The following is a 25439-nucleotide window of genomic DNA, read 5'->3' as shown; positions in this document are numbered from 1 at the left end:
GGTGCAGGGTTCAAATGTGGAGGAACGGCAGGCGGCTCGCGGCATGGCGATCCATCAGCCCACGTGCTCGCCCACGGCGTGTCCGCGCATGCCGTAGTACAGGATGTACAGGTAGCACGGCACGATCACCACCAGGAACGCCAGCTGGAAATCGATGTGTTCCTTCAGGTGCACGAACACCTGTGGAATCAGCGCGCCACCCACGATGCCCATGATCAGCAGGGCCGAGCCGAATTCGGTGTGGCTGCCCAGGCCCTTGATCGCCAGCGGGAAGATCGCCGGCCACATCATCGCGTTGGCAAAGCCCAGCGCGGCGACGAAGGCGATCGAGGCGTAACCGTGGGTGACGTAGGCACCGATGGCGAACAGCACGCCCATCACCGCCGACACCGCCAGGTAACGCTGCTGCGAGATGAAACGCGGGATCAGGGCCAGGCCCACCACGTAGCCGGCCAGCATCGCGAACATGGTGAACGCGGTGAAATGCTTGGTCGCGTCCAGCGGCAAGCCCAGCGCCAGGCCGTAGATACCGATGGCGTCGCCGGCCATCACTTCCACGCCCACGTAAAGGAACAGGCACAGCACGCCCAGCCACAGGTGCGGGAAGCTGAAGATGCTGCCGCCCTTGTGGCCGATCTGGCCCTCGCTGTTGGCGCCGGTCGGCTTGATCTCCGGCAGCGAGGAGCGCACCACCCAGATCGCCAGCAGCACCAGCAGCGCGGCCATGATCATGTACGGCCAGTAGACCCGCGAGGCGAAATGGTTGAGCAGTTCGGTGGCGGCGGCGGGACTGGGTGCGGCCTTGACCTGCTGCGCCAATGCATCGATGCCGTGCAGCACCAGTGCGCCGAACACGAACGGGGCGAGGAAGCCGGCCAGCTTGTTGCAGATGCCCATGAAGGCCACGCGCTGGGCCGCGCTGTCGATCGGCCCGAGAATGCTGATGTACGGATTCGATGCCGTCTGCAGCAGCGACAGGCCGGCGCCGATCACGAACAGGCCGACCAGCGCACCGTGGTAGTTGCGCATGTCGATGAACTGGCCGAACAGCACCGAACCGATGGCCATCACGAACAGGCCCAGCGCCATGCCTTTCTTCATGCCGGTGCGCTTGAGCACGGCCGCCGACGGCAGCGCCAGCACGAAATACGACACGTAGAACGCAAACGGCACCAGGAAGGCGCTGACATCGTCGAGGTTGAAGGCCAGCTTCACGAAGATGGTCAGTGGACCGTTGAGCCAGGTGACGAAGCCGAAGATGAAGAACAGCACGCCGATGATGATCATCGGCAACAGGTTCGACGTGCGTGACTCGTCGGTGGCAAGCGGAATGGACGACATGAACGTTTCCCCGTGATGAACACCGATAACGCCCGCCATGGACGCCATCGCTCCGGCGGCCTTTATTGACCGCAATGCGCAACGTTGTCAATTGATGCCATGACTTTGGTCATGCTGCAAGCGCATCCGCTGCCTGGGGCAGCCGGCCGTGATGGCGCGGCGCAACACCCCGAAGCTCGCGGCTTGAGCGGCCCGTGATGCCTGCTGCATAAGGATCGACGGGCATTTTTCGAAACGCCGTGGCGGTCGACGAGTCTACCGTTCCGCAACGCACAAGCGTTATGACGAATGGTTGCGAAAAAGAAGTTGACACCGTTGTCATCCATGGCCAGACTCCGGCATCGAATGGGGGTCGCGTGCAGACAACGGCGACGCGACGGGACAATCGAGGAGGAACGCGTGGCCCAGGCTGTCAATCACAGCGATGCGCAGACGGTACCGGCAACGGAACCCGCCTTTCTTGCCGCCGACGTCGGCGGCACCCATGCGCGCATTGGCCTGGTCAGTCCGCATCCGGATGGCCGCCGCCCGGTGACCATGCTCGAGTACCGCCGCTACGCCTGCGCCGAATGGCCGAGCCTGACCGCGGTGCTGCAGGATTTCGTCAGTCAGGTTGGCGTGGGCCATGTCAGCCGTTGCGCAGTGGCCAGTGCCGGCTACGTGCTGGACGACGCCATCGTCAACGACAACCTGCCATGGCGCGTGTCCATCCGCGACATACGCGACAGCCTGGGCATCGAGCGGCTCGCCGTCATCAACGATTTCGAGGCGGTGGCCTATGCCACCCAGTTCCTCGCCCAGGCCGACACCACGCCGATCATCGAGACCCGCGCGCTGCCGGTTGATGGGCCGGTGCTGGTGATGGGGCCGGGTACCGGGCTGGGTTCGGCGGTGCTGCTGCCGGGTCAGCCGCACGCCACCGTGCTGGCCACTGAGGCCGGGCAGATCGCGCTGGCGCCGGGCAACGAGCGCGAGATCGAGATCCTGCGCCTGTTCTCCCGCGACCGCTCGTACGTGTCGTTCGAACACGCGCTGTCCGGGCCGGGTTTGCTCAATCTCTATCGTGCGATCTGCACCTTGCGGCACGTGCCGGCCACGCTGGCACGGCCGGCCGACGTCACCGCCGCGGCATTGGCCGGCGGCGACGAAGCCGCCGTCGAGGCGCTGGACGTGTTCTGCGGGCTGCTTGGCAGCTTCGTGGGCGACCTGGTGTTGCTGTACGGCGCGCGCGGCGGGGTATTCCTCGCCGGCGGCATCCTGCCGCAAATCCGCGAGCTGCTGCTGCAGAGCCGCTTCGCCGAACGTTTCTTCAACAAGGGCGTGATGCGCCCTTACCTGGAACAGATACCAGTACGACTGATGGAGCACGGCCAGCTCGGGGTGATCGGCGCCGCGGGCCTGTATCTGGAGGGTCAACCTCCGGAAGGCCAGCCCATGGAAGGCCAGATTGCCCACGACGGGCACGCCGAGCGGACGTGACAAGCACGCGTGAATCAGCACTTAGCAATGAACCGGGCGCAAGCCCAGATCGCCACACAGCACGGATGGTTGTGAGTAGCCGCCGCTGCTGACTTAGCCTCTGAGGGGAGGACACCATGTCATATCGCAAGAGTCTGTTGGCCGCGAGCATCGTCGCCGGCCTGTGTCTGTCGGGGGCGCTCAATGCGCAGGACAGCAACCCGACTTCCGACAATTCCAGCACCAGTACCGCGCAGCAGCAGAAGGACAAGATCAAGCAACTGGCGGCGGTTACCGTCGTTGGTATCCGCGGCAGCGAAGAGCTGTCGCTCGATACCAAGCGGGCTGCCAATTCGCACGTTGAAGTAGTGTCTGCCGAAGACATCGGCAAGCTGCCGGCCAAGAACGTGGCCGATACGCTGGCGCAGTTGCCTGGCGTCAACATCAGCTCGTCCAGCGCAAGCGAAGGCGCCTTTGACGAGGCTGATCGTGTCAGTTTGCGCGGTACCAATCCGAGCATGACCCAGACGCTGATCAACGGTCACAGTGTCGGCACGGGCGACTGGTTCGTGTTGAGCCAGGTGCAAACGGTAGGCCGCAGCGTCAGCTACAGCCTGCTGCCGTCGGAAATCGTCAGTCAGGTGGTGGTACACAAGACGTCCGAGGCACGCCTGGTCGAAGGTGGCAGCGCCGGCACGGTGGACATCCTTACGCGCAAGCCGCTGGATTACGCCAAGCCGTTCACTGGCTCGGTGTCTCTGGGTGGCGTTTACTCCACGCTTCCCGGCAAGACCGAGCCGCAGTTCAGCGGATTGGTCAACTGGAAGAACGACGACAACACGTTCGGCGTATTGCTGGAGGGCTTCTACGAGAAGCGCGCTCTGCAGCGCGATGGCCAGGAAGTGGTGGGCGGCTATCTGCCGACCACGCTGGATGGTCGCACGGTGTATTACCCGAACGAAATCGGCAACGCCTTGTTCCAGCAGAAGCGCACCCGCAAGGGTGGCTCCATCGATATCGAATGGAAGCCGGCCGACAACCTGACACTGGACCTGAACGGCTTCTACTCCAAGCTGCAGGCCGACAACATCAACACCAACTACATGTTGTGGACGAGCAACGTGCTCGGCGCAGGCGGTTCGATCATGCCTGGCTACTCGTTGAACGGTAATGTGATCAGCAAGGCGAATCTTGCGCCGGGGACTTCCACGGCCTACGGCATCTACGACCAGATATCCCGCCCGGGTGCATATTCGAAGACCAGCTACGTCAGCCTGAGTGCCGACTGGAATGTCTCTGACACGCTGAGCTTCAAGGGCGAGGCTGGCACCACCAATGGTACCGGCGAGAGCCCGCACCAGAATGTACTCGAGCTTGGCGAGAACGTGGGTGGCAGTGGCAGCTGGAACATGAACGGTCTTGGCTCGCCGATCGACTGGTCCGAAGGCGCCAACAACACCACACCCGCGGGCATGGCGCCTTCCTTCGGCTGGATCTTCGGCGAACAGGACATCCATGTGAAGGACAAGGAGAACTGGTTCAAAGTCGATGGCGAGCAGGATTTCGACGGAACGCTGTCCTCGCTGCAATTCGGTATTCGCTATGCCGACCATACCCGGCAGAGCCTGGAAGACATTGCCCAGGGTCCGCTGGCAGGCTGGACCGATCCGGCCAACTTCCCGACTTCTTATTCCAGCTATCCGGGTGATTTCGGCAGCCAGTTGGGAGCGTCGGTACCGAACAACGTGTGGATGTATTCGCCGGCGCAGTTGGCCGCGTTCGATGCAAAGTGGGCCAATCGTGACCCGGTCACGCGCTTCTACTGGAATGACATCTACAGCGTGAAGGAAAAAGACAGCGCTGCGTACTTCCAGGTGAACTTCGAGGGCGATCGCTGGGGCGGCAACATCGGTGCGCGCTGGGTACACACCGGCGAAACCATCAACGATGCCACCACCAGTCCCGATCCGGCGGCCAGTTCCTCGAATGGCCCGATCACCACTTCGGCGTTTGGTCCTTACTACTGGAACACCATCAAGCGCTCGTACAGCAAGCTTCTGCCCAGTGCGAACATCAAGTTCAACCTGACGGAGGACCTGCTGTTCCGCTTTGCCGCTTCGCAGACGCTGACTCGACCGGATTATTCCGCGATGGCCGGCTCGGTGTCGCTGGATGACCTGACTCATACCGGTACGGGCGGCAACCCGTTGATCAAGCCGCTGATCTCGACCAATTTCGACAGCTCGCTGGAGTGGTATTTCATGCCGCGTGGCCTGCTGTCGGCCAGCGTGTACGAGATGTCGTTGAAGGACTACGTCGATTTCGCGGACGTGAAGCGTACCTACAAGGACATCCAGGCCAGCACCACCGCCGGGCATGACGTGTTTGCCACCTACACCGTCGAAGTGCCAAGCAACGTCAATGGCAATGTGCGGGGCGTGGAGCTGAATTACATCCAGCCGATTGGCGATAACTTCGGCGTATCAGCCAACTACACGTTCGCCAGCGCCCACGCCGATGGCAACCAGCCGCTGGAAGGTACTTCGAAGAACACGGGTAACGTTTCGGCCTTCTTCGAGAACAGCAAGTTCAATGCGCGTGTCAGCTACACCTATCGCTCGTCGTTCTATGCCACCGTCAGCCACGGTTCGCAGTATTACCAGCAGGGTGTCGGCAACTTGTCGATGTCGCTGGGCTACACGATCAACAAGTGGGCATCGCTGTCGTTCGATGCGATGAATCTCAACAACCCGACGACGAAGTACTACTACAAGGATCCGGCATTCGGCAGTCAGCCGTATGCGTTCTACACGAATGGTCGGCAGTACTACCTGAACCTGCACTTCAAGTTCTGATCCATCGCTGCATCATTGCGGGCCAGGGACGGCCCGCCTTCTCTCCCCGAACGGGCCCCTTAGCTGTTTCCGGGCCCGTTTTTTTCTTCTGCATGGCCATGTCATGCATGGCATGCTGGACTGCCCGCGCCGGAGACCGCCGATGACCTTCCGCCCATTGCTCGCCGCCTGCGCTTTCCTGCTATTTGGCGCGTTGCAGCCGTCGCATGCCGCACCGGTGATGGCGTCACCATCGCTGATTCCGCTGCCGGCACAGATGACGATGGCCGACGGTCGCTTCCACGTCGATGCGCACACGCCGATCGTGCTGGACGACCACTCCGCTTCGACACGACAGACGGCGGCGTGGCTCACCGACGTGCTGGCGCGCACGCGCGGGCTGCATTTGCATGTGGTGCACGGTGCCGCGACAGCGCATGCCATCGTGCTGAAGCTCGATCCGCACGCGCCGGTGGCGCAGCATGCAGGCTATGCGCTGGACGTCACCGCGCAAGGCATCCGCATCACCGCGCGCGACGACACCGGCCTGTTCTACGGCGCGGTCACGCTTTACCAGTTGCTGACCCCGAATGCGGCACAAGGCGCGGTGGATGTGCCGGCGCTGCATATCCGCGACTGGCCGCGCTTCGCCTGGCGTGGCCTGATGCTGGATTCCGCGCGGCACTTCCAGAGCGTGGCTGACATCAAGCGTCTGCTCGACCAGATGGCGCAGCACAAGCTCGATGTATTCCACTGGCACCTCACCGACGACCAGGGCTGGCGCATCCAGATCAAGCGCTATCCCGAACTGACGAAGATCGGTGCCTGGCGCACGCCACCCGACGCCGGCCATGACGGCGAGCCGAAGCGTTACGGCGGTTTCTATACGCAGGCGCAGATCCGCCAGGTGGTGGCCTACGCCGCCGCGCGCCACATCACCATCGTGCCGGAGCTGGACATGCCCGGCCACGCGCAGGCCGCCGTGGCCTCGTATCCGCAACTGGGCGTCACCGGCAAGCGGCCGCAGGTGTCGACGCTCTGGGGCGTCAATCCGTACCTGTACAACGTGGACGATTCCACCTTCACCTTCATCGACAACGTGCTCGACGAGGTGATGGCGCTGTTCCCGTCGAAGTACATCCACGTCGGCGGCGACGAGGCGATCAAGGACCAGTGGAAGGCTTCGCCTGCGGTACAGGCGAAGATGCACGCGCTGGGCATCAAGAACGAGGATGCGCTGCAGGGCTGGTTCATCGGTCGCGTCGGCAAATACCTCGCCGCTCATGGGCGCAAGCTGATCGGCTGGGACGAAATTCTGGAAGGCAACAACGTGCCGGCCGATGCCACGGTGATGTCGTGGCGCGGCACGGATGGCGCGATCACGGCCGCGAAAGCCGGCCATGACGTGGTGTTGTCGCCCTCGCCGCAACTGTATTTCGACGGCGTGCAAAGCGATCACGCCGACGAATATGCTGGCCGCATCCCGGTGCAAACGCTGCAGAGCGTGTACGCCTTCGAGCCGGTGCCGAAGGTGCTGACGCCGGCGCAGGCCAGCCACGTGCTCGGCGCGCAGGCCAACGTGTGGACCGAGCACATGCCGGCCATGGCGCACGTGGAACACGCGGTGTTCCCGCGGCTGGATGCCTTGAGCGAGGTGGACTGGTCGCCGGCTTCCGCGCGCAACTGGAACGGTTTCCTGGCGCGGCTTCCGGCCCAATTCGCGCGCTATCGTGCGCAGCACATCAACGTGGCCGACAGCGCGTTTGCGCCGGTCATCGCGGTGGACCGCAACACGGCACTCGCGAGCGGGACGGCCACCGTCACCTTGTCCGATCAGACCGATTTCGGCGCGTTGCGCTACACCGTGGATGGCCGGGCGCCGACGCTGGCGTCGCCGCTGTACCGTGCGCCTTTCACCGCGAAACTGCCGCTGACGGTGCATGCCGCCACCTTCGCGCCTGACGGCAGCGAACTGGCCGCGCCGCGCGAGCGAATCATCGATCGCACGCATTTGCTCAGCCGCATCGGCAACACCATGCCCAACTGCCCCGGCAGCGATTTCCGCCTGCGCGTGCAGACGATGCCCGACGCCACCTCGACGCAACCGGTATACGGCATCAACGTGTTCGACAGTTGCCAGATGTTCCCGTCCACACGGATGGATGGCGTGACCGCGATCCATGTGGATGGCGTGCGACTGGAACGCAATTTCGCGCTGGCGCACGATCAGAAGCTGGTGGTGTCGCGCCCGCACACCACGCCGTTTGGCGAGCTGGTGGTCCATGCCGATAGTTGCAAGGGCGCCGTGCTGGCCTCGATGCCGTTGCCCGACCCGGCGCACAGTGCGCGTACGTTCCCGCTCACCGCGAAGCTGCCTGCGCAAACCGGTAATCACGCGCTGTGCCTGATCTACACCGCGCCGATCAGTGGGCCCATCTACGCGCTAGGCCGCGTGTCACTGGTGGCCACCAGGCCCTGACGGGATGCCGTGTCATCGCCGGCCATCTGGCCGGCGACGGATGCGCGTACTTCCGGGCGGTGCGTGGCTGCCGTGCGGGTTATGCTGGTCGCCATTCGTGCATGAGTCGCCCCTATGCCTCCCGAAAAGCCGATGGTCCCGTGCGTCCAGGTCATCGCCCATCGTGGCGCCAGCGCGTTGCGGCCGGAACACACGCTGGCGGCGTACATGCAGGCGATTCGCGATGGTGCGGACTGGGTCGAGCCGGACCTGGTGATGACCCGCGACGGCGTGCTGGTGGCGCGCCACGAGAACGCCATCGGCGGCACTACCGACGTGGCGGCGCATCCAGAGTTCGCCACGCGCCGGACCTGCAAATCGATCGATGGCGTCATGGTCGACGACTGGTTCGTCGAAGATTTCACGCTGGCGGAACTGAAAACGCTGCGTGCGCGCGAACGTCTGCCGGCACTGCGTGGCACGCGTTTCGATGGCCAGTTCGCGATTCCAACCTTCACGGAAATCGTCGAGCTGGTAGCCAGGGAATCAGCGGTACGCGGGCGGCGCATCGGCCTCATTCCCGAGATCAAGCACGGCACCTATTTCCAGGGAATCGGCTTGCCGATGGAAGACGTGCTGCTCGATGCACTGGCCGCGCACGGCTATACGCGCATCGCGCCGGTGGAGATCCAGTCGTTCGAGATCGGCAACCTGCGCTATCTGCGCGAACGCCTGGGTGCGCAACATGCCAACGTGCGCCTGTTGCAATTGATCGACGCGGCGGACATGCAACCGTTTGATGCGGTGGCTGCCGGTGGTGCGCAGCGTTACGCCGACATGGTCACGCCCGCCGGCTTGCGTGACATTGCCGGTTATGCCGATGCGATCGGGCCGAGCACGCGTGCCGTCATCCCGCTGGATCCGGGCGGCCGCCTGATGCCGCCCACCACGCTGGTGCGCGATGCACATGCCGCCGGGCTGGAAGTCCACGTATGGACGTTCCGCCCGGAGCAGCAGTTCATGGCGCGTGATTTCTGGTGCGACGACGATCCGGCCACGCGCAATGCGGCGGGCAGCATCGCCGAGATCCGTGCCTATCTCGATGCCGGCATCGATGCCTTCTTCAGCGACGACCCGGGCCTGGGGCGTATGGCGGTGGATGGCGGCTGAGGTCGCACGACGGCGGTGGCTTCGCGGCAGCCATGGCACCCGCACTGCCGCTAAGATCGGATCAACTGTCCACCCGGAACATCGCATGTCCAGCCCGTCGCCCGTCGTTCGCACGGGGTCGCCATCGACCCGGTTTGCCGTGCCGGTGGCGTTGGCGGCGTTGGGTGCGATCCTTGGTGCGATGCTGGCGTCGTCGCAGGCCATCGATGGCTGGCACTGGCTGCATTGGATGTGCAAGCCGCTGGCCACGGTACTGATCGTGGTGATGGCGTGGCGCGCGTCGCCACCCGTTTCGGGCCGCTACCGTCGGCACATGCTGATCGGCCTGGTGGCTTGCCTGGGCGGCGATATCTGCCTGATGTTGCCGGGCGATCTGTTCGTGCCGGGACTGGTGTGTTTCCTGATCGCGCATCTCCATTTCATTACGGCATTCACCAGTGACGTGCGTTTTGCCGCGCGGCCGTGGCCGTGGATCGGCTGCCTGGCCGTCGGCGGCTTGGTCGCGTGGCAGTTGTGGCCGGCGCTGGCGCCGACGTTACGGGTGCCGGTACTGATCTATGTGGCGGTGCTGGCGAGCATGGCCGGGCAGGCGTTGGGTCGCGCCCGCTGGCTGGGCATGCGGGGTGATCCATGTGCTGCATCGGCGCGGTGGGCCGCGATGGGCGGCCTGTTGTTCATGCTGAGCGATGCCCTGCTGGCCTGGAGCCGTTTCCGCGGTGGCGTGCCATGGCCTGCGCTGTGGGTGTTGGCGACGTATTATGCGGCGTTGTGGCTGCTGGCCCGGTCGGTGGATCGTACGGCGGGCACGGGCAGGCAGGCGGAGCCGAGATGATCACACCCGAACGCATCATGGCCTGGGCGATCCCGGGTTTCTTCGTGCTGATCGCGATCGAGTTCGCGGTGGCGCGATGGCGCGGCCGCGGCGACACGTATCGCGGCAATGATGCGATCAACAGCCTTGGCCTGGGCATGCTGTCGCAGGTCGTCGGCATCTTCACCAAGGTCTTCGGCATCGGTGTGTATGCGTGGTGCGCGCGCCATCTGGCACCATGGCAGCTGCCGGCCGACAGCGTGTGGGTATGGGTCAGCGGCCTGCTGTTGTACGACCTGCTCTACTACGTTTTCCATCGTGCCAGCCATCGGGTGGCGGTGTTCTGGGCGGCGCACGTGGTGCACCACCAGAGCGAGCGCTACAACCTCACCACGGCGCTGCGCCAGACCGGTACCGGTTTCCTGCTGACTTGGGTGTTCTACCTGCCGATGGCTTTGCTCGGCTGGCCGGTGCAGGTGTTCGCGGTGATTGCGCTGATCGACCTGCTGTACCAGTTCTGGGTGCACACCGAGCAGGTGGGCAAGCTGGGCTGGTTCGACCGCGTGTTCTGCTCGCCGTCGAACCATCGCGCGCATCACGCGGTGAACGAGCGCTACCTGGACCGCAACTACGGCGGCATCCTTATCGTGTGGGATCGTCTGTTCGGCACCTTCATCGAGGAAGACGACACCGATCCACCGGTGTACGGCACGCGTTCGCCGCTGCAAAGCTGGAACCCGTTATGGGCGAACGCCGAGGTGTACTGGGCGCTGGCGAAGGATGCCGCGCACGCGAAACGCTGGCGCGACAAGCTGCAGGTGTGGCTGCGTCCACCGGGCTGGCGTCCGGCCGACGTGGCTGAGCGTTTCCCCAAGCCGGCATTCGACATCGCGCATGCCGCGTTCGACCCGCCGCTGTCGCGCATGCTGCGCGCGTATTGCCTGCTCCAGTTCGCGTTGCTGCTGCTGATGGGCATGCACTTCCTGGGGCTGGCGCCAAAACTGGCGTGGCCGATGGCGCTGGCTTATGCGTTGTGGCTGGTGTTCGGCCTGTATGTGCTGGGTGCGTTGCTGGAAGGTCGGCGTAGTGCACTATGGCTGGAAGCGTTGCGCGTGCTGGCCGCCGCGGTGGTGCCGCTGGCCAGCGGGCGCTGGTTCGGCGTGGCCCATCTGGATGAGCGCATTGGCGTGGCCATGCTGGTGGTGTTCGGCTTCAGCGCACTGGCGTTGCCATGGCTGGGCGGACGCGGCTGGTTGCATGCGCCGCCGCCTTCGTCATCGCAAGGTGCGTTGCCGGGCTGATTTCGCGTTCCCCAACCCACGCATGCAGAAGCCCGCTGGTGGGCGATGCCTTGCGTTGCATGCCCGAGAGGCCTGGCGCATCGCCCGCAAGCGAGCTTCCGCGGTGGCAATGAAAACTGCCTCGGTCGGGATTTCACGCGCAGCATCACGTCGTGCATGCGTAGGCGACGGTCCAGGCGCAGGTCACCCACGAATCGATGGCGACACCGCGCCCGTCACGGCGACGATGGATCTTTTTTGCGCGACGCGATGCTTGTCGCGAACATCTGCATGGGTGCACCGCAGCATGGTCTTTGAGCGGCCGGTTCGGAATATCGGCGCGCATTCGTTATGCTCGGCGTTTGTTTTTGCGGGGAGAAGCCTATGACTTTCCTGAGCCGGGCGTTGCGCCACAAGTCCGTCGAGCAGTTGCAATCGGAGGCTGGCCAACGCGGTGACTTCAGGCGCGTACTGGGCTTGTGGCAGCTTACCGCCATCGGTATCGGCGCGATCATCGGCGTCGGCGTGTTCGTGCTGGCCGGCCAGCAGGCCGCGGCCAACGCGGGCCCCGCGGTGGTGCTGTCGTTCCTGATCGCCGGTGTCGGCAGTGCCTGCGCGGCGCTGTCCTATGCGGAATTTTCGGGAATGATCCCGGTCACCGGCAGCGCCTATACCTATGGGTATGCGGTGTTGGGCGAACTGGTGGCATGGATCATCGGCTGGGATCTGCTGCTGGAGTACGCCTTGATCGTGGCGGTGGTGGCGATCGGCTGGTCCGGCTACGTGCAGGCCTTGCTGTTGCAGCTCACCGGACTTTCGCTGCCCGCATGGGCACAAGGTGCGCCGGGTTCGGGCGACGGCCACGTGTTCAACGTGATCGCTGCGGGCATTTCGTTGCTGATCGCGTGGATGCTGACGGTGAAAACCGAATGGGGCGCGCGTGCGAATACCGCGATCGTGGCGATCAAGGTGATCGGCGTGGTCCTGGTGATCGGCGTCGGCGCGTTCTATGTCGACACGGCCAACTGGCACCCGTTCATTCCCGCCGCGACCAGCGGTGCGGATGGCGAAACGCATTTCGGCTGGAGCGGCGTGCTGACCGCTTCCAGCGTGGTGTTCTTCGCGGTATTCGGTTACGACACGCTGACCACGGCCGCCGAGGAATCGCGCAATCCGCAGCGCGACCTGCCGCGCGCCGTGCTGCTGTCGCTGGTGGTGTCGATGGTGCTGTACCTGGCGGTGTCGATGGTGCTCACCGGCATGGTGCCGTATCCCGAATTGAACAGCCCGGCCCCGGTGGATGCGGCGTTCAAGGCGCTGCACCTCAACTGGGTGCGTGGCGTGATCAATGTCGCGGCGATTGCCGGCATCACCAGCGTGCTGTTCGCTTTCATGCTGGGTGCGGCGCGCATCTGGTTCGCATTGGCACGCGATGGCCTGCTGCCGACATGGTTCGCCAAGATCCATCCGAAGTACGGCACGCCGCATCGGCCGACCATGATCCTCGGTGTGTTCATCGCGGTGGTCGCCGGCCTGCTGCCGATCGGCGAGGTGGCCGAGCTGGTCAACATCGGCACGCTGTCGGCCTTCATCGTGATCTGCACGGCGGTGTTGATCCTGCGTGTGCGCAAGCCGCAGATCAAGCGCGCCTTCCGCACCCCGGCCATCTGGATCATCTCGCCGCTGGGCGTGCTGTTCTCGCTGCTGCTGATCTTCGGCGTGCCGTGGATGGGCGTTCATGGCTGGCACCGCATCGGCGGCCTGCCGGCGATCACCTTCGAGCGCTTCGTGATCTGGATGGTGCTGGGTTGCGTGATCTACTTCTGCTACGGCATACGGCACAGCAAGGTGGATGATTGATAGCGTCCAGTTCGTTTGCATGCCTGTAGCAAGCATGCGTCGAACGCACGCCAAACGCCCCGAGGTGTCCACTCACTCGGGGCGTTTAGCGTATGGAAAGCCTCCGGGCATCGTGTCGTTGAGCCGAAGGTCCGGAGCCGGCGCTTCTGGTAACGGTTGTCCGAATCCGCGTGTTGGAGGTGCGGAACGATTGTGGTGGGCATCGGGCTTCGCCGGGTCTGCCGTCTTCTGCGTCGCTTGCGCTACCCTGCCGGGCAGTGCAGCACGACAAGGGCGGGGGCATGGTGGACGGGCAAGCGCGGCGTAGTCTCGGGCTGGATGTATTGCGGGTGGCCGCCACCGCCTGCGTGCTGTTATCGCATTTCGGTCTGTTCGCTGCGGTGCACTGGCACCTTCCCCATGCGGACCTGATGTTCGTCGCCGGTCCCTTCGGGCTTGCCGGGTTCTTCGTGCTGAGCGGCTATCTGATCGGCGGCATGCTCCTGCGCATCGTCGAGGCTGGTCCAGGCTTTCGAGCCTGGCGTGGCTTCACTTTGCGCCGCCTGCTGCGCGTGCTGCCGACGTACTTGCTGTGGCTGATCGTGCTGGCGCTGGTGGATCCACCCACGCATCCGATGGCTGCGGGCATGTTCATGCATTACTTCACGCTGACACAGAATTTCGCCTGGCCGATGTCGGGCGACAATTGGTTTGGCGTGTCCTGGTCGCTGGCGATCGAGGTGTGGTTCTACCTGGCCTTTGGCGCGCTGTCATTGGCGGCTGCAGCGCGTTGGGGCATGCGTGGCCTGTACGCGGTGCTGGTGGGGTTCCTCGTGCTGCCGTTGCTGGCACGCGCTTGCATGCCGACAGGATTGCCATGGGATGCATGGGTGCGCAAGATCGCGCTGTTGCGGCTGGATGCGATTGCCAGCGGTGTGGTCATGGCGGTGGCCGTGCGGCGTATGCCATGGCTGGATCGTCACCGGATCGCGCTGGGTCTGGCTGGCGCGGCCGTGCTTGTGGGCGTGTTGCTCTGGTGGACGCTGATCGTGCGCGGGTTTGAGTTGCGCGGCTGGTTTGCGCGCACCTTCGTGTTCGACGCGCTGCAGTTGGGCGTGGCACTGCTGGTGCCGATGTTGCTGGGATTGCGCCATGCGTCGGCGCGGGTCTGTGCCTGCTGGGCGTGGTTGAGTGATGCAACGTATGCGATTTATCTGGTGCACCTGAGCATGCTGCTGTGGGCATTTCAGCTGGTACAGCAAGGCATCATTCCATTCCTGCCGGCACTGGCATTGGCCCTGGTCGCCACCTTGCTGTGGGCAGCGTTCTCACTGCACATCATCGAGCGGCCGATTCGACGTTGGCGCCTGAGGCTGGCGACCACGGCGCGTGCTGTTGCCGGGGCGGGTGTCTAGCGTCGGCACCGGCCGTGATCCTTGCGGTTGGCGGTCAGTTTCAATGCGGGACGTTCGGCACGGACGCCTCGACGCAAGACCCTGCGATGTATCGCCATGACCTCTGGCAGGGTAAGCGGCGTGACCTTCGATCTACCATCGTCCGGCCACTGTCGGCCGTCGCTTCGCGGCGTCCGATGCATTCCTTGCCGGTAACGCGGATGTCCGCGCGAGCCGCCACCCGCCCGGAGTCCCTGCGTGAAAATCCCTGCCTTTCGTTCCAGCCTGATCGCCGCCGCGGTGATCGGGGCCTTGTCGTTGTCTGCGGCATCGTTCGCGCAGGATGCCTCGCGGCCGGCGCCGGTGGACCAGCCGTATCCGGGCACGCTGGCGGTCAAGGTCGATCTCACCGATGCGGCGAAGCGGATCTTCCGCGTGCACGAAACGATTCCGGTGACGTCCGGCCCGTTCACGCTGCTGTATCCGGAGTGGATCCCCGGCGAGCATGCGCCATCCGGCCCGATCCAGAACGTCGCCGGCCTGATCATCACAGCCAACGGCAAGCAGTTGCCGTGGCGGCGCGACCTGCGCGACATGTTCGCGATCAACCTTGACGTACCCGCGGGCGTGAGCCAGCTCGACGTGTCGTTCCAGTTCCTGTCGCCGGCACCGGGGCAGGGCAGCCTGTTCGGCGCCAGCGCCTCGTCCACGCCGAATTTCGTGGACGTGGAATTCAACCAGGTGGCCTTCTATCCGGCCGGGCATTATTCCAGCCAGATCCACATCCAGCCGACCGTGGAATTGCCGCAAGGCTGGAAGTTCGGCACGGCGCTGCAGGTGGAAAGCCAGGCCGGCAACGCCATCACCTTCAAGCCGGTGACCTTCAACAACTTCGTCGATTCGCCGCTGATCGCCGGCACGCATTTCGACCGCGTCGACCTGGCGCCCGGCGCCAAGGTACCGGTGCATCTGAACGTGGTGGGCGACGCGGCCGACGACGTGAAGCTGACCACCAAGCAGCTTGACGAACAGCGCTCGATGGTGAAGCAGACCGGCCTGCTGTTCGGCTCGCACCATTACGACCACTACGACTTCCTGCTCACGCTGTCCGACCACACCGGCCACTTCGGACTGGAGCATCACCAGTCGAGCGATGATCGCCTGCCCGCCGACTTCTTCACCAACGACGACATGCACACGCTGGCGGCGAGCCTGATGACGCACGAGTACGTGCACTCGTGGAACGGCAAGTTCCGCCGTCCGGCCGATTTGTGGACGCCCAACTTCAACGTGAAGGAACAGGACGACCTGCTGTGGGTGTACGAGGGCCTCACCGATTACTGGTGCAGCGTGCTCACCGCGCGCTCGGGCCTGTGGACACCGGCGCAATACCGCGATGTCATGGCCAACATGGACGCGGCGATGAGCGCGCGCACCGGTCGCGCCTGGCGTTCGCTGCAGGACACCGCCGACGCCGCGCCGCTGACCTATTACGGCGGTGGCGGCTGGGCCAACTGGCGCCGCGGCACCGATTTCTATCCGGAAGGCCAGTTGCTGTGGCTGGACGTGGATACCAAGATCCGCGAACTCAGCGGCGGCAAGCATTCGCTGGATGATTTCGCGCGCGCCTTCTACGGCATGGACAACGGCAGCTACGTCACCAAGACCTACACCTTCGACGACGTGATCCACACGCTCAATCAGGTGCAGCCGTTCGACTGGGCAACGTTCCTGCGGGCGCGACTGGATTACACCGGTCCGAACCTGCCGGAGAAGGGCATCGACCGCGGTGGCTGGAAGCTGGTCTACACCGACAAGCCGAATGCCGCGACCAAGGCGATGGAAAGCATCCGCCACGGCGCCAACATGGCCTATTCGATCGGCCTGTCCGCTTCCAGTAGCGGCAGCATCTACGACGTGCAGTGGAACGGTCCGGCATTCAAGGCCGGCCTGGTGCCGGGGCTGACCATCGTGGCGGTGGACGGCAAGGACTTCTCGTCCGAGCGTCTGAAGGACGCGGTGAAGGCGGCCAAGACCGGCGACGCACCGATCACCCTGCTGGTGAAGAACATCGACGTCTACAACACGGTGTCGATCGACTACCACGGTGGCCTGCGCTATCCGCACCTGGTGCGTGCCGGTGGCAAGGACCTGATCGGGGCCATCGTGGCACCGCTGAAGAAATGAACCTCGGCGGCCGGTGCGCCGGCCGCCAGCTCGTCCTGTACATGACCTCTGGCAGGGGAGCCCGCGCTCAGGCGCGGGCTAGCATCGGACCCTTGTCTGCCGTCGCAATCTTTTGCGATGGGTTCGTTGTCAGGAGAGTCCCTTGAAAGCCACGCCACTTCTTGCCGCCCTGGTTGCCGCCGGGTTCGGTCTCGTTGCCCTTCCCAGCCACGCCGACGTGCCGGCACCGCAGAACACGCCGTACACCCCCGGTGCGCTGCAGATCCACGTCGACGCCACCGATCTCGCCCATCGCATCTTCCGCGTGCATGAAGTGGTGCCGGCCGTGCCCGGCCCGCTGACCCTGCTTTATCCGCAGTGGATTCCCGGGCACCATTCGCCCACCGGTCCGATCGACAAGCTGGCCGGTCTGGTGGTGAAGGCCAACGGCAAGACGCTGACCTGGAAGCGCGATCCGTACAACGTCTACGCTTTCCAGATCGACGTGCCGCAGGGCGCCAGCTCGGTTGAAGTGGACTTCCAGTTCCTGTCGCCGCAGAGCACCCGCGAAGGCCGCGTGGTGATGACGCCGGAAATGCTCAACCTGCAGTGGAACACGGTGTCGCTGTATCCCGCCGGCTACTACGCCAAGCAGGTGCAGACGCAGCCCAGCGTCACCTTCCCGGCCGGCTGGCAGGCCGGCACCGCGCTGGACGTGGCTTCGCGCGACGGCAACACCGTGCACTACAAGCCGATCAACTACGACGACCTGGTCGACTCGCCGATCTATGCCGGCAAGTACTTCAAGCGCATCGACCTGGACCCGGGCGCCAAGGCGCCGGTGCACATGGACATCGTCGCCGACGCAGCGAAGGACCTGGAAGTCACGCCCGAGCAGGTCAAGCTGTTCCGCAACATGGTGCAGCAGATGTACAAGCTGTACGGTGCGCACCACTACAACCATTACGACTTCCTGGTCTCGCTCAGCGACAAGATGAGCGGCAACGGCCTGGAGCACCATCGTTCCAGCGAGGACGGTACCTCGCCCGATTTCTTCACCGCGTGGAAGAAGAACGCGCTGAGCCGCGACCTGTTCTCGCACGAGTTCAACCACTCCTGGGACGGCAAGTACCGTCGCGGTGCCGACCTGGCCACGCCGAACTTCAACGTGCCGATGGGCGACACCCTGTTGTGGGTGTACGAGGGCCAGACCCAGTTCTGGGGCCACGTGATCGCTGCCCGTTCCGGCTTGTGGGACACCGAGCAGGCGCACGACATGTGGGCCTACGTGGCGGCCACCTACGACAAGGGCCGCCCGGGCCTGGCCAGCTGGCGCAACGTGCAGGACACCACCAACGATCCGACCATCGCCCAGCGCGCGCCGCTGCCGTACCGCAACTACCAGTCCAGTGAGGACTACTACTCGGCTGGCCAGATGATCTGGCTGGACGTGGACGGCAAGCTGCGCGAGCTCAGCCACGGCAAGAAGTCCATCGACGACTTCGCCAAGGCGTTCTTCGGCATGGACAACGGCTCGTGGACGGTCAACCCGTACACCTTCGACGACGTGGTCAAGACGCTCAACGGCATCGCCCCGTTCGACTGGGCGCCCTACCTGCGCAGCCGCCTGGATGGCCACGGCCCGCTGATCGGCGGCATCGAGTCGCATGGCTGGAAGCTGGTCTACACCGACAAGCCATCCGACGCGATCAAGGCCATCGAGGCGCGTCGCCACTCCGCCAACCTCACCTACTCGCTGGGCGTGTCGGTGGGCAAGGGCGGCCAGATCGGCGACGTGCTGTGGGACGGCCCCGCGTTCAAGGCCGGCCTGTCGCCGGGCATGAGCATCGTGGCGGTGAACGGCCACGACTACAGCAGCGACGACCTGCGTGATGCGGTCACCGCCGCGGCGAAGGACAAGAGCCAGCCGATCGAGCTGCTGGTGAAGAACTTCGACGAGTACAAGACCATCCGCATCGACTACCACGATGGCCTGAAGTACCCGCACCTGGTCCGCGACACCCGCAAGCCCGACACCCTGGGCCCGTTGCTCAAGGCCCTCTGATCGCCCGAGCTTGTCTCCCTCTCCCTTCGGGGAGAGGGTTGGGGTGAGGGGCCGCCTGCGACAGCGCTTCGCACGCACAAAAAATCAAACGGGATCGCCCACATGGGCGATCCCCTTCAACTTCGCTATACTGCGCCTCCGCCGTCCGTGAACCCCCCGGGTTCACCCATCGTGACGGCGGTCGCCGCACCATGCGCCCGTAGCTCAGCCGGATAGAGTAGTGGCTTCCGAAGCCATTGGTCGGGGGTTCGAATCCCTCCGGGCGCACCATCTTGGAATCCGGCAGAATCCGGATTGGACAAATCACCATAAAGTGTCACTTTTGACACTTTATGCCGTCTCGGGCTCTGACACGAATTGCCATTTTTTCGTTATGGCTCGGTCCATTAGGACTGTCCGGCTGTCTACGATGCGAATAGCTTTCCACGCCCCAGACAAGTGCCGGCCTTGTCGACGCGGCTTGAATCCCAAACAGGGCTTCAGACTAGGGAATCGTTACTCAATGTGCTGCACATCGCGGTTTCCTCCGTCGATCAGGGAGGCTGTAATGTGCTCCCGCGCCGTATCATGCCCTGCGACGGTTGGGAGCCAGCAAGGTGGATGATCCATGACGAACAGCGATTCCATGGCGGCACTGCAGACTGAAATCACCCGACTGGTCTCACTGCTAGAGGCGAACGGCATTGACTGGCGATTGCCATCCCCGCCGAAGCCTGTGCGCTCCATCCCGCCAGAAGTCGAATCGTCATCACTTGGCACCATGGAAAAAGTGGCATTGTTCCGCCGCCTGTTTCGAGGGCGCACCGATGTCTATCCCGTTCGATGGGCCAGCAAATCCACGGGGAAATCCGGGTATTCACCCGCATGCGCAAATGAATGGCGCGCAGGTGTTTGCGAAAAACCGCGTATCAAGTGCTCGGATTGCCGTCATCGACAACTGCTTCCGCTGCTGGACAACGTGCTCTATGACCATCTTGCAGGCAAGCATACGGTCGGCGTCTACCCCTTGATGCCCAACGAGACATGCCACTTCCTGGCTGCCGATTTTGACGAGGCGGAATGGAAGGACGACATCCTGGCCTTTGCACAGTCCTGCGAGGATCTGGGCGTTCCTGTTGCGCTGGAGGTTTCGCGGTCTGGCAACGGCGCACATGCCTGGGTGTTTTTCGCTGGCCCTGTACCGGCGCGCGACGCACGGCGGCTCGGGTCGGCCATCATCAGCCATGCATGTGCGCGAACCCGGCAACTGAGGCTTACCTCCTACGATCGGCTATTTCCCAACCAGGACACGATGCCCAAGGGTGGTTTCGGCAACCTGATCGCCCTGCCGCTGCAGAAAGAATCGCGAGACCGTGGCTGCAGCGTCTTCGTTGATCGCACGTTCCAGCCGTACCCCGACCAGTGGGCTTTCCTGGCTTCCATTAGCCCTATGCCCGCGCATGACATCGAGCCGATCATTCTTCGCGCGACCGGCGGCGTGCATCCACTGGATGTGACGTTTATCGACGAGGAAGACCACAAGGAGCCTTGGAGGCGATCGGCGATACCGACCGGCAAGCTGGCAGGGCCGCTGCCGGCGGCCAAGCTGACAGTCACCTTGGCCAACCTCGTCTACTTCGAGAAGGCGCAACTCCCGCAATCGCTGGCCAACCGCCTGATCCGCCTCGCAGCCTTCCAGAACCCCGAGTTCTACAAGGCGCAGGCCATGCGGTTTGCCGTGTGGGACAAGCCGCGTGTCATTGGCTGTGCGGAGAATTATCCAAATCACATTGCGTTGCCGCGTGGCTGTCTGGATGCAGCCATGGAGCTGCTCGCATTCAACGGGATCCAATGCGATCTGCAGGATGAGCGCTTTGAGGGCGAGCCGATCGAGCTGGCTTTCGCGGGTACGCTGCGTGCCGACCAGGAAGCTGCCGCCGCTGCCATGCTGCAACACGATACCGGCGTGTTGTGCGCGCCCACGGCCTTCGGCAAAACCGTCACCGCAGCTGCCATGATCGCCCAGCGAGGTGTCAACACGTTGGTGCTGGTGCATCGCACCGAGCTACTCAAGCAATGGCAGGAACGCCTGCAACTCTTTCTCGGTGTTGGCAAGGGGGTGGTCGGCACCATCGGCGGCGGAAAGCCCAAGCCCACAGGCAAGATCGATGTCGCTGTGATCCAGTCACTGGCGAGGCGCGATGAGGTCAACGCGCTGGTCGAAAACTATGGACAGGTCATCGTTGATGAATGTCACCACGTCGGCGCTTTGTCGTTCGATATGACCCTGAAACGGGTTAAGGCTAAGTACGTACTCGGACTGACCGCCACACCCGTTCGACGGGATGGTCAGCAACCGATCGTCTTCATGCAATGTGGCCCGATGCGTCACGTCGCCACCCAGCCGGCAACGGCGCCGCACGATCTGGAAGTCGTTCCATGTTTGCTCGACAAGCCCATCGACCTCCCTCAAGAGGCAGGCATACAAGATGTGTTTCGCCATCTTGCCAACGACGTTAATAGGACGGCAGCGATTGCGCAGGCTGTCCAGAATGCATTCGTTCAAGGTCGCAAAGTGCTCGTACTGACCGAGCGTACCGATCACCTCGATGCCGTTGCCACGGCCCTGCTAGGTCGGGTGCCGAAGCCTTTCATTCTGCACGGGCGGATGTCGAAGAAACAGCGCGCCACGGCGATCATGGAACTCGCTGGGTTACCAGCAGATGCGCCGCGTGTTCTGCTCGCCACTGGCAAGCTGGTGGGCGAAGGGTTCGATCATCCGCCGCTCGACACGCTGGTACTGGCCATGCCGATATCGTGGAAAGGTACGCTGCAGCAGTACGCTGGCCGGCTACACCGCGAACACGCCAGCAAGGCCGACGTGCGCGTCATCGATTTCGTGGATACGGGTCATCCGGCCTTGCTCCGCATGTGGGACAGGCGTCAGCGTGGGTACCGAGCAATGGGTTATCGGATGACCGCTTCACTCCTCTGACAGGGATGTCCCCCCCCTGGGAGGCATAACTTGCTGGGTGGCTACGTACCGATGCAAGGCAGAAGAATCCCATGCAACCCATGCCCCATATGGCTTGGAAGCTCATGGAGCTCTGGGTGAATTCGCACGCGTGACACGATATGCCTGAAAGTTTCAGGCATATCGTGTCAACGGGGCCGTCATCCAGACACTATTTGACGGTTATTTCTGCCACTTTATGGCAATTTGTCCAGGATTCGCCCAGAACCCCCGGAAAATCTTGGGTTTCTTGTTGCTTGTGATCCGTCTGTGACCGAGTCCTTCTTGGACAATCCGCTCCCGTCAGGTTCGGATGCGCCGCATGCGACTGACCCACGTCGCGAGGGGCGAGGTCCTTCTCGCCAGCGTTGCCTTGAGACTGCACATGACCGCAGCTATTTCTTCGCACGTTTCCGTGTCTTGCCGGGCAGCGGGCCGACATAGCCGACCAGGTCCTGCCGGAGTTCGTTGATCTCGCTCAGCCGTTCCATGACGGCATCGCTTTCATCGATGACCAGGGCGACGATAAGGCTGATCAGGCTCGACATCGCGCTGTAGCTGTGCCACATCTCGCTCGCCGGGATCATCAGCGAGTGGGGCGTGAGCTCACGCGCCCAGTGGCATTCGACATCGGTGATCAGCACCAGCGGAATCCCGCGCCGTGCTACATGCTCGGCCACGTCGCGGAACTGCTTGAAGTAGCGGCGCTGGTCGATCAGGACCACGCAGCTGCTTTTCGTCGAGTCCAGCAGCATGTCGACGTAGGCTCCGTCCGAGCCATCGTTGAAGGCCACGTGCGGGCGCACCTGTTGCAACAACTTCGCCAAGCCAAGGCCAAGGAAGGTGCTGTGCTGGAAACTTGCCACCGAGACCCGGTCGGCCGACACCAGCAGCTGGACGATCGCTTTCCACTCTTTGCCTCGGGCCAGTTCGTGCACGCTGTCCAGCGCGCGAGTCTCCGCCAGCAGGTGCGAGGTAATCGGATCCTTGTCCCTGGGCTGCTTGGGCTGCGAGTAGAAATGCCTCCAGCCGCTGTCGACCCGGAACTCCTCTTTCAGCTCGTTGAGGCCTTCGTAACCCAGGGTTCGCACAAAACGCCCGATAGTCATCGGGCTCACGCCGACACGCTTGCTCAGTGATGCGCCCGTTTCGAAAGGCAGGTCGGCGATGTTGTGAATCAGGTAGGTGGCGACCTTCTGCTCGGAGGCGGTGAAGCGCTCCCAGTGATCCATGAGTTTTTGCTTTAAATCCTTGGCCATCGAAGTCAGCTCATTGCGAAACCATGGTGGTCAGATCTGGATTATCGCGCTTTTCCTTGCGCTTCACGCGAACACCGACGATGAACAGCAACGCCGCGGCGAAACCGGCGACGCAACCGATCACCAGGAAGAAGTCACCGTGGGACAGCACGCTCCATAACGTGCCTAGCGCGCCGGCGAGCAGGTTTCCGAAAAAGCCGGCGAAGAACCAGAGCGCGATGCACGTTGCACCGAAGCCTTCCGGCGCCATGCGACCGAACAGGCCCAGACCCACCGGTAGTATGTACAGCTCGCCCAGCGTCATCAGCACGAACCACCCCACCAGCCACGGCCAATGGGCGCGCATGCCTTGTGCCTCGCTCCACGCGGCGACGGCGGCGAGCAGCAGATAGGACAAGCCGACGATGGCCGCGCCGAATGCCATCTTGTGCAGCGATGGCGTGTCCACGCCATGCTTCGCCAAGCGCGTCCAGCGTGCCACCAGCCACGGCGTGGCCGCGAAGACCACCAGCGGATCCAATGCCTGGAACCAGGCCATCGGAATGCTCCAGCCGGCGGTGACCTGCCGGTTCACGCCCACTTCCGCCCACAGTGCAATGGTGTTGCCCACCTGCTCGTATGCACCGCGAAACACCACGACGATGGCGGCAATGCCGGCAAGAAAGACAAGTCGTCGCCGTGCGGATTGATCCAGTGGCATGCGCGATGTCTGGGTCTTTGCCGTGGGTGGAGACTCCTGCGGCAGATGCCGGCTTCCGGCGAGATAGATCACCAGCGACGCCAGCATGCCGATACCGGCAGCGGTGAAGCCCCAGTGCCAGCCATAGGCTTCACCCAGGAAGCCGCACACCAGTGGTGCCAGAAACGCCCCCAGGTTCACACCTACGTAGTAGACGTTGTAGGCGCTCTTGCTGCGCGGATCACCCTCGCGGTACAGCCCCTTGATCTGGCTGGCCAGGCTGGGCAGGAACAGGCCGTTGCCCAGGGCGATGGTGACCAATGCGGGATAGAACAGCGCCTCGGAGGCCATCATGAAATGGCCCAGCGCCATGGTGGACGCGCCGATGATCACCGCTCGTCGCTTGCCCAGCCAGCGGTCCGCCGCCATGCCGCCGAACACCGGGGTGAAATAGACGAAGGCCGCGTAGGCCCCATATACCATCGAGGCGTATTCCTGGCCGAAATCCAGCCGCATGGTCATGTAGTAGACCAGCAGCGCGCGCATGCCGAAGAAGGAGAACATCTCCCACATCTCGGTCAGGAACAGCACGCTCAGGCCGAGCGGATGGCCGAGGAATTGACGCTCGCGTGCCGTGGGTCGGGTCGTGTCCGAATGCTTCATGCGGCGATGGTATGCGATCCGCCCCAGACCGCGTCCGGGCACCACACGTGCCCGTCGCGGTAGCTGACCCCGGGTTCACGGTCGGCCTGGATGAACATCGGACCGTCCAGGTCGACCACAGAACATAACGATCCCAGCACGAAGGCCGGCCCCATCGACAGCGACGAGCCGCCCATGTTGCCGACCATCAGCCGGAAGCCGAGCGCGCTGGCCTCGCGGGCTAGCGTGAGGCCAGCGGTGAGGCCGCCGCACTTGTCCAGCTTGATGTTGATCACCTGCACGCGACCTTCGAGTCCATGCAGGTCGGTGCGGTCCTGCACGCTCTCGTCGGCGGCCAGCGGGATGGGATAGTTCAGCCCGTCAAACCAGCTCTCGTTGCCGATCGGGAACGGTTGTTCGACCACGGCCACGCGGGCTTCCACAAAGGTGGGCAGCATGCGCATCAACGACTCGCGCGTTAGGCCCTGATTGGCATCAACCATCAACCATGCGTCGGGGCAGGCGGCGCGTACGGCGCGCACGCGCTCGGCATTGAGTGGGTCATTGGTGAGCTTGAGCTTGAGTGCGCGAGCATTGACGAAACTGCGCGCAGTGGCGTCGACCACCTCGGGCTCATCGGCGCTGAGCGTATAGGTGGTCAGCAGTGATTCGGGTCGGCGCAGGCCGGCAAGCTGCCAGACGGAAGTATTCGCGCGGCTGGCTTCCAGTTCCCACAATGCGCAGTCCACGGCATTGCGTGCGCCACCGGCTGGCAGTAGCTCCAGCAACTGCTCGCGCGTGATGCCTTGCTCGATGGTGTCGCGCAGCTGCTCGACTTGCTGCAGCATCGTGCTTGGTGTGTCGTGACGGTAATAGACGCCAAGCCCCTCGCCGCGGCCGCTGCATTCGCCGTCGCGCAAGGTCACTACCAGCGCGTCGCAGGCAGTGAAGGTGTAGCCGGTGATATGGAATGGCTGCTTGAGCGGCAGCTTTTCGATGTGCGCGCTCAGCTTGATCATCGGATGACGGCGGTTTGTCATCATCATTCCTT

Annotated in this window: 15 protein-coding genes and 1 tRNA gene; 12 read left to right on the top strand and 4 right to left on the bottom strand. The window is 63.7% G+C overall.

The window, feature by feature from the left end:
- Nucleotides 1–54 precede the first annotated feature (54 nt).
- Entirely contained in the window at nt 55–1341 is a 1287-nt protein-coding gene (locus BMY90_RS03630; protein ID WP_008213730.1) for a sugar MFS transporter, read from the bottom strand.
- Nucleotides 1342–1740: 399 nt separating this feature from the next.
- On the opposite strand from BMY90_RS03630, the gene glk reads away from it, so the two are divergent.
- The 12 genes from glk to BMY90_RS03570 all read left to right on the top strand — a co-directional run bounded on the left by glk (nt 1741) and on the right by BMY90_RS03570 (nt 21790).
- Nucleotides 1741–2820 (top strand): glucokinase, encoded by a 1080-nt coding sequence (gene glk / locus BMY90_RS03625; RefSeq protein ID WP_092701648.1) that lies wholly within the window; start codon nt 1741–1743, stop codon nt 2818–2820.
- Nucleotides 2821–2936: 116 nt separating this feature from the next.
- Nucleotides 2937–5654 carry a TonB-dependent receptor gene (locus tag BMY90_RS03620; protein WP_092701645.1) on the top strand — a complete coding sequence of 906 codons (2718 nt, stop codon included), beginning with the start codon at nt 2937–2939 and terminating at the stop codon, nt 5652–5654.
- Between the two features lie 112 nt (nt 5655–5766).
- Nucleotides 5767–8112 carry a beta-N-acetylhexosaminidase gene (locus BMY90_RS03615; RefSeq protein ID WP_425438643.1) on the top strand — a complete coding sequence of 782 codons (2346 nt, stop codon included), beginning with the start codon at nt 5767–5769 and terminating at the stop codon, nt 8110–8112.
- Nucleotides 8113–8244: 132 nt separating this feature from the next.
- Nucleotides 8245–9261 carry a glycerophosphodiester phosphodiesterase gene (locus BMY90_RS03610; RefSeq protein ID WP_245734858.1) on the top strand — a complete coding sequence of 339 codons (1017 nt, stop codon included), beginning with the start codon at nt 8245–8247 and terminating at the stop codon, nt 9259–9261.
- A gap of 85 nt (nt 9262–9346) precedes the next feature.
- On the top strand, nt 9347–10093 hold the full coding sequence (locus BMY90_RS03605) for a lysoplasmalogenase (RefSeq protein ID WP_092701637.1): 747 nt from the start codon (nt 9347–9349) through the stop codon (nt 10091–10093).
- Nucleotides 10090–11373 (top strand): sterol desaturase family protein, encoded by a 1284-nt coding sequence (locus BMY90_RS03600; RefSeq protein ID WP_092701634.1) that lies wholly within the window; start codon nt 10090–10092, stop codon nt 11371–11373. The genes BMY90_RS03605 and BMY90_RS03600 overlap by 4 nt, the downstream gene beginning before the upstream one ends.
- Before the next feature lie 363 nt (nt 11374–11736).
- Nucleotides 11737–13212: an amino acid permease gene (locus BMY90_RS03595; RefSeq protein ID WP_092701631.1), complete on the top strand. Its 1476-nt coding sequence runs from the start codon at nt 11737–11739 to the stop codon at nt 13210–13212.
- 281 nt (nt 13213–13493) lie between these two features.
- A complete protein-coding gene (locus tag BMY90_RS03590; RefSeq protein ID WP_139201676.1) occupies nt 13494–14606 on the top strand; it encodes an acyltransferase family protein in 1113 nt (370 codons plus the stop codon).
- 237 nt (nt 14607–14843) lie between these two features.
- Complete coding sequence (locus BMY90_RS03585) at nt 14844–16772, top strand: M61 family metallopeptidase (protein WP_245734856.1); 1929 nt, start codon at nt 14844–14846, stop codon at nt 16770–16772.
- Nucleotides 16773–16914: 142 nt separating this feature from the next.
- Nucleotides 16915–18816, top strand: a complete 1902-nt coding sequence (locus tag BMY90_RS03580) for a M61 family metallopeptidase (RefSeq protein WP_092701625.1) — start codon at nt 16915–16917, stop codon at nt 18814–18816.
- Nucleotides 18817–19009: 193 nt separating this feature from the next.
- Nucleotides 19010–19086 (top strand) — tRNA-Arg (locus BMY90_RS03575).
- Nucleotides 19087–19423: 337 nt separating this feature from the next.
- Entirely contained in the window at nt 19424–21790 is a 2367-nt protein-coding gene (locus BMY90_RS03570; RefSeq protein ID WP_092701622.1) for a TOTE conflict system archaeo-eukaryotic primase domain-containing protein, read from the top strand.
- Nucleotides 21791–22203: 413 nt separating this feature from the next.
- Here the strand turns inward: BMY90_RS03570 and BMY90_RS03565 are convergent, their stop codons facing one another.
- Genes BMY90_RS03565 through BMY90_RS03555 form a run of 3 tightly spaced genes read right to left on the bottom strand, consistent with a single transcriptional unit; the run spans nt 22204 to nt 25428 of the window.
- Nucleotides 22204–23067 carry a MurR/RpiR family transcriptional regulator gene (locus tag BMY90_RS03565; RefSeq protein WP_092701619.1) on the bottom strand — a complete coding sequence of 288 codons (864 nt, stop codon included), beginning with the start codon at nt 23065–23067 and terminating at the stop codon, nt 22204–22206.
- A gap of 10 nt (nt 23068–23077) precedes the next feature.
- Nucleotides 23078–24409 (bottom strand): peptide MFS transporter, encoded by a 1332-nt coding sequence (locus tag BMY90_RS03560; protein WP_092701616.1) that lies wholly within the window; start codon nt 24407–24409, stop codon nt 23078–23080.
- Nucleotides 24406–25428: a dipeptide epimerase gene (locus BMY90_RS03555; protein ID WP_092701830.1), complete on the bottom strand. Its 1023-nt coding sequence runs from the start codon at nt 25426–25428 to the stop codon at nt 24406–24408. Before BMY90_RS03555 ends, BMY90_RS03560 begins: the two co-directional genes overlap by 4 nt.
- Between the last annotated feature and the right edge of the window lie 11 nt (nt 25429–25439).

The sequence above is a fragment of the Rhodanobacter glycinis genome, from assembly GCF_900114325.1.
Classification (GTDB): domain Bacteria; phylum Pseudomonadota; class Gammaproteobacteria; order Xanthomonadales; family Rhodanobacteraceae; genus Rhodanobacter_A; species Rhodanobacter_A glycinis.
The sequence above is the reverse complement of the archived record's forward strand: the minus strand, read 5'-3'. Positions and strand labels throughout refer to the sequence as shown.